Source organism: Clostridium sp. CAG:43, assembly GCF_000434655.1.
Taxonomy (GTDB): domain Bacteria; phylum Bacillota; class Clostridia; order Lachnospirales; family Lachnospiraceae; genus Otoolea; species Otoolea fessa.
Window position 1 is genome coordinate 16,548 of sequence record NZ_FR895048.1, and the last position, 6,066, is coordinate 22,613.

At 51.0% G+C, this 6,066-nt stretch carries 4 protein-coding genes and 1 other annotated feature; all 4 genes read right to left on the minus strand.

Features of this window, described 5'->3' with window-relative positions; genetic code table 11:
- Positions 1–49: 49 nt before the first annotated feature.
- The 4 genes from QVO97_RS04025 to QVO97_RS04040 all read right to left on the minus strand — a co-directional run bounded on the left by QVO97_RS04025 (position 50) and on the right by QVO97_RS04040 (position 6,052).
- Positions 50–1,444 (minus strand): CCA tRNA nucleotidyltransferase, encoded by a 1,395-nt coding sequence (locus QVO97_RS04025; protein WP_288188860.1) that lies wholly within the window; start codon positions 1,442–1,444, stop codon positions 50–52.
- Between the two features lies 1 nt (position 1,445).
- Positions 1,446–2,879: a proline--tRNA ligase gene (proS, locus tag QVO97_RS04030; RefSeq protein WP_022359111.1), complete on the minus strand. Its 1,434-nt coding sequence runs from the start codon at positions 2,877–2,879 to the stop codon at positions 1,446–1,448.
- A 165-nt stretch (positions 2,880–3,044) separates the two neighbouring features.
- Positions 3,045–3,264 (minus strand) — a binding site (T-box leader).
- Positions 3,265–3,549: 285 nt separating this feature from the next.
- On the minus strand, positions 3,550–5,031 hold the full coding sequence (locus tag QVO97_RS04035; protein ID WP_022359112.1) for an alpha/beta fold hydrolase: 1,482 nt from the start codon (positions 5,029–5,031) through the stop codon (positions 3,550–3,552).
- Positions 5,032–5,290: 259 nt separating this feature from the next.
- The gene (locus QVO97_RS04040) at positions 5,291–6,052 is read right to left on the minus strand and encodes an AI-2E family transporter (protein WP_022359113.1); all 762 of its coding nucleotides are present in this window, start codon (positions 6,050–6,052) and stop codon (positions 5,291–5,293) included.
- Positions 6,053–6,066 lie beyond the last annotated feature (14 nt).

Consider the following 6,066-nt stretch of genomic DNA (forward strand, 5'->3'; position numbering starts at 1 on the left):
CCGGTTCCAAACGATTTTGCCTCTTTTCCCTTTTTATTTATTAATCTTCTTATGCTTTACTGGTTTCCGCATTCTGTGATTGTTTCAACACTTCCACCTCAGCCAGAAGCCGCTCTTTCTCGTTCCAAGCCGGATTCTCCAGCACCTTTTCAAAGAGAAGATGCAGCGTTTTTCCAAGCGCCGGTCCCGGCTGGATGCCTGCCTGAATCAGATCTTTTCCGGTTACCGCCAGAGTTTTAAGACGGATACAGTCACCGCGCTCCCGGATCTGCCTTGCAAGTGAGCGAACCATTTCCACCGCATCCATGCGCTCCGGCATCAGAACCTCCTGAAGGAGAAGCAGCCAGTCAAAGACCGTATCTTCCATCGCACTCATCGCATGGCGGACAGCGCTTTCCTCCGGTTCCATCTGCATGAATGCAAAACGACTCAGAATCTTCGCCTTATCGATCGTGTCGTTGTCCATCTTGAGTTCTCTCAGAACCCGGACACAAGTTTCCTCGCCCGACGGGGCAAGAAAATACGACCAGCGCAAGGCTTTTTCTGCTGGCAGATGTGCCGCAGCAGCAGAAATTTCCCCCGCCATGTCTGTCTCACATTCATGTTTCACGAACATGTGCCCCTGCTGCGCTACCGTTTCCGTTTTGATCGCATCCTTGTCAGCAGCTGGCACATCCTTCGAACATACTTTCTCTTCCAAACTCTGCTTTGCACAGCTTTTCTGCTTTTTCCACGCCGCAAATACCTCCGGAAATGTTTTTGAAATGTACGGTGCCAGTCCTGCCGCCTCCGTTTTCCAGATAAATTCCGGGCGGTCGGACAGGAGTGTTTTTGTCAACTCCACCTGCACCCGTTCCTTGCTCACATGGACAAGGGATGGCGCCAGCTCACAGAGCGCCTGCCAGGTCTTTTTCTCTATCGAAAATCCCAGCTGGGCCGAAAAGCGGACGGCACGCAGGATCCGGAGCGCATCTTCCGTAAACCGTTCTCCCGCATCCCCGACGCAGCGGATCCGGCGCGCTGCCAGATCCTCCGCCCCGCCGAAAATATCGACAATTCCCGTTTCGTGGCTGTATGCCATCGCATTGATCGTGAAATCACGCCGTCTCAAGTCCTCACGCAGTTCGGCAGTAAATACGACTTCCTTCGGGTGGCGTCCATCCTCATATTCACCGTCAATCCGGTAGGTGGTTATTTCATATCCGATATGATCACGCATGACCGTGACCGTACCGTGCTGAAGCCCGGTGTCGATCGTGTGACCGAACACCTGCTTCACCTCCTCCGGGTGCGCCGAAGTCGTGATATCCCAGTCACCGGGAATCCGCCCCAGGATCGCATCGCGGACACAGCCGCCGACTGCAAATGCCTCGTAACCATGTTCTCGCAGCTTTCCCAGGATTTCCTCGACCTGGACCGGCATTTCTATCCGTTTTGGAATCATATTAATATGCCTTACCCCAGTAAACCATCTTCGTTGCCGGCTTGCCGCAGCATACGCAGGTGTCAGCCAGATGTTCCTGATTGAACGGGATGCAGCGGGAGGTTACGCCGACTACTTCTTTCAGTTTATCCTCGCACTCCTGATTGCCACACCACATTGCCTTGATGAAGCCTGGCTTATTTTCTGCGATCTCCTTCATCTCATCCAGTGTTGTCGCTACATAAGTATGGGAATCTCTGTGCGCTTTTGCACGCTCAAACATATCGTGGTGAATCGTCTCCAGAAGCTCGCCAACCTTTGCTGCGATCTCATCCAGAGATACCGTAATCTTCTCATGCGTATCACGGCGAACCAGAACTGCCTGATTTTCAGCAATATCTCTCGGTCCGATCTCGACACGTACCGGAATACCGCGCATCTCGGACTCGCTGAACTTCCATCCCGGAGATTTGTCGGAATCATCCACTTTGACACGGAAGTTGGACAGAACCTCTTTTACCTCAAATGCCTTGTCCAGAACACCCTCTTTTGCCTGCTGAATCGGAACGATCATAACCTGGGTCGGAGCTACCTTCGGCGGCAGAACCAGACCATTATTGTCACCATGAACCATGATGATCGCGCCTACCATACGGGTTGTCATACCCCAGGAAGTCTGATGAACGTATTTTAATTTATTATCCTTATCCAGATACTGGATGTTAAATGCCTTTGCAAATCCATCGCCGAAGTTGTGGCTGGTGCCGGACTGCAGTGCCTTGCCATCGTGCATCAGGGACTCGATCGTGTAGGTTGCCTCTGCACCGGCAAATTTCTCCTTGTCGGTCTTGCGTCCGCGGATAACCGGAATTGCCAGGAAGTCCTCGCACAGATCCGCGTATACATTTAACATCATCTCGGTACGCTCCTGTGCTTCCTCAGCGGTTGCATGAGCGGTATGACCTTCCTGCCATAAGAACTCTCTGGAACGCAGGAACGGACGGGTGGTCTTTTCCCAACGCACAACCGAAGCCCACTGGTTGTAGTTTCTCGGCAGATCGCGGTAAGAATGTACGTCATGTGCATAAAAATCGCAGAACAGAGTCTCGGAAGTCGGACGTACACACATTCTCTCCTGTAACGGCTCTAAACCGCCCTGTGTCACCCACGCTACTTCCGGTGCGAAACCTTCTACGTGATCTTTCTCTTTTTCCAGAAGACTTTCCGGAATAAACATAGGCAGATATACGTTCTCTACGCCGGTTGCCTTAAAGCGCTTGTCCAGTTCATTGCGGATATTCTCCCAGATCGCATATCCGGCCGGTTTGATAATCATGCAGCCCTTTACACTGGAGTAATCAGAAAGCTCTGCTTTCTTTACGATGTCCGTATACCACTGGGCGAAATCTTCATCCATCGATGTGATGGCTTCTACCATTTTCTTTTCCTTTGCCATGTCATTTCTCCTTGTTAAAAACATTTTATTGAAATCCGGCTTGCCGGATTTTGGCGCCGAGGCACGGCTGCCATCACAGCCATATTTCCCTGCGCCGAGTGTACATTGTTGTTTTTTATTTCGTAGAAATAAAAAAGCCATCCGATCCCTGCTGATCGCTGCGATCAAAGGGACCGAATGGCTTAACTTCGGCGGTACCACCCTGCTTAACCAGAATTTCGTTCCGATTCTGGCTCACTTAACTTCCGTTAACGCCGGAAATACGTTGCATTTTCATGCACAGCTCCAGGGCCGGTTCAACTTTCAGGGACACAAAAGCCTCGCACCATACAGCTTTCTCTCTGAACGTGTGTCAAAGTTTACTATTTCCTCTCTTCGCCTGTTTTGCTTCTTATTGTTTGATGTTCTAAAATCAAACGCCGGATTTCTTTTACGGCATCCATCCACGGAATTAGCCGTGCAAATCCTGACAGTATTATGATTTTACGCCAATCGGGCGGGTTTGTCAAGGCTGGAACGTGCCCTTATATTGCTTGCGAACCAGAACACAAATCACCCATCATGCACACCTGAATCGACTTTCCCAATACTCTTTCTTTTTACTCGGTCGTCACTGACTCGGTTGCATCCGAGTAAAAAATCAACGTATATACCCCAAATCGCATCTTCCCTATTTTGACAAAATATCCTCCCGATACATCTCCGCCAGCGACCGCAGGATCTTCGCCGTCATCCCCCAGATGATTCCTTCCTCACGCCGGTAAAAGTAAACGTCGTAATGCCCGCGCCGCCAGTGATAATCGCGACCGCCTGGTACATCTTCAAATGGGAATGTCTCTTCCGGCACAGTCACAAGCTCCGTCTCGTAGCGCTCTGGTTCATGTTCCGCGAACCAGCGGAGCGGAACGGAAAAGGTGTGATCGACCTCCGCCTCGGAATATGACCAGCGGTAGCCCTGTAGCGCCCCTAAAAATGGAGAAATCTCCATCGCTCCAGGCGCTTCCAGCACATCTAGCGGCGCGATGACGCGGATCTGGCAGCGGTTTATCAAGAGTTCCTCCATCGTCTCACGGACCGCCGCCTGCTTCGGCGTCTCCCCCCGCTCAACGGCACCACCCGGAAAACAGATCTCGCCCGGCTGCGTTTTTAAGCTGCCCGCGCGCACCTCAAACACCACGTGGTACTCCCCGCCTTTCTGAATCAGCGGCACCAGCACCGCCGCCCGGCGGATTTTCTCTTTCTCCAGCCGCCCAGCTCTCCGGCTGCCCCAGATGCGACTCATCTGCGCCAGCTCGCCGCCCTGAGTCCCTTCTAAGAATGCCTCGACACACTGGTTAAATGCGTCGGGCTTTTCTGCCGCAATAAAATGAGTTCCCTCTAAAATCCGAAGTCTCGCATTTGGCAACGAACGCGCAATCCGGCGTGTGTGGCGTTCGCGGATCATGTCATCACTGCCCGCTATCACAAGGACGGGCATTTTCAGACGGCGGAGAAGTTCAGGGCGGATCCAGGGTTCATACAGCATTAAAGATAGAAGCTCTTTTTTGTGTATATTGGCATCCCAATCGTTTTCCCTTTTTCCATGAATTTTTTCTTTCTGACAGCTTCTTCTCTGTTGTTTATTCCGTCCTTCCTGTCCATTCTTTTTTTCGTTTTCTTTTGAAAACTGCTTTTCTGTCCGCATTTTCCCTGCTGCCATCTGCATTTTTTCTCTTACCTGCCCGATGCCGCTCTTCTGCAGCCAGAGTTTCCCCTCAACGCCCAGGTACTCCTGCGCCACATCCGCCAGCACGGACAGCCTCATGCCAAACGGATTCAGATTCGCTCCATTTAAAATCAGCCGATCCACATATCCCGGATATTTCAAGGCAAAAATCAGCGCAATGTTGCCGCCATCACTGAATCCCAGCAAAATGATGCGCCTGAGTCCCCGGCGGTCGAGAAATTCTTTCAGATCTTCGGCAAAACGTTCCAGTGTAAATGCCCCCTGGCCGCGCGGCGATCTGCCATGTCCGCGTGTGTCCACTGCAATCACATGGTATTTTGACTCGAAAAAGGACATCTGGTTTACAAAATAGGAGCTGTCCTCTCCATTTCCATGAAGCAGCACCATCGGCTGTCCGGTTCCTGACTCTTTTGTATATAAATTCACGTTTGTTCCTCCATATTAAATGATATACAAACTTATTTCAGCTTAACATCCAACTACCCTCCAGCAACTCTTTCTCTGCTGTTTTTCTGGAACTTTTTTTGCATTTTTAATTCCGTATCTATTATTATATACGATCCTCTTGTCTCCCGACAATTCTAAAAAATCCTTTCATCTCCTTAAATTCCCACATTTAAAAACAATTTCAGGTTGTCCATCCACCAATACTCCACTTTTTTCCTCTTCCCCCCTCTAAAAATACCTACCTATAAACAACCGTCCCTTCGTCCTCATCCCCATATTCCTCCACAAAATCCTTAATAATCAACAGCCCAATCGGCCCCAGCAAAAAACCGAACAGACCAAACAGCTGTAAGCCCACATAGATGGCCGCCAGCGTCTCCAGCGGCGACAGTCCCATTTTCTTTCCCATCAGATGCGCCTCCGTGAACTCTCGCAGGAAATAGCAAAGCAGATACAGTCCGAAGAGAATCAGTGCGTGTCCCCACTCCCGCTTAAATAATAGAAGGATACTCCACGGCACCAGCGCCGTCCCCGTGCCGAAGATCGGCAGGGCATCCAGAACACCGATTCCGATTCCGCCCAGAATATAATATGGATTTCCAATCAGCAGCAGTCCTAGCATCGAGAGCGAAGATGTCATCAGGAAAATAACTGACTGTGTTTTCAGCCACGCGCTTCCCGTCACCGCAAGCCGCCTGCCGAGCAGAAAAAATTCGCGGTGAAACATCGAGTCAAACCGCCTCCGGCGCAGCTCATCCATTTCCTGTAAGCTCAAAATCGAGGCAATGAAAAATAAAACAACCACAACAACCGCGCGCACGATCCTCGCCGCAGCCGGAACCGATTTTTGAAGGAGCTGCGGCAGCAGGATTTCCTTGACCTGTCCGCCGCCCTGCAAGCCTGTCCCGCGAAAGAGCTGTCCCAGTCTTCCCGCCGGTAAATGAAGAAACCGTTCTGCCGACTGTTCAAATTGCCCTCCCAGCAGTGACAGTTCCTCCATCCGTCCGGGAAGCT

Coding starts and splice junctions, on each gene's coding strand:
- QVO97_RS04025 (WP_288188860.1), bottom strand. CDS start 1,444: ATGATTCCAAAACGGATAGAAATGCCGGTCCAGGTCGAGGAAATCCTG.
- proS (WP_022359111.1), bottom strand. CDS start 2,879: ATGGCAAAGGAAAAGAAAATGGTAGAAGCCATCACATCGATGGATGAA.
- QVO97_RS04040 (WP_022359113.1), bottom strand. CDS start 6,052: ATGGAGGAACTGTCACTGCTGGGAGGGCAATTTGAACAGTCGGCAGAA.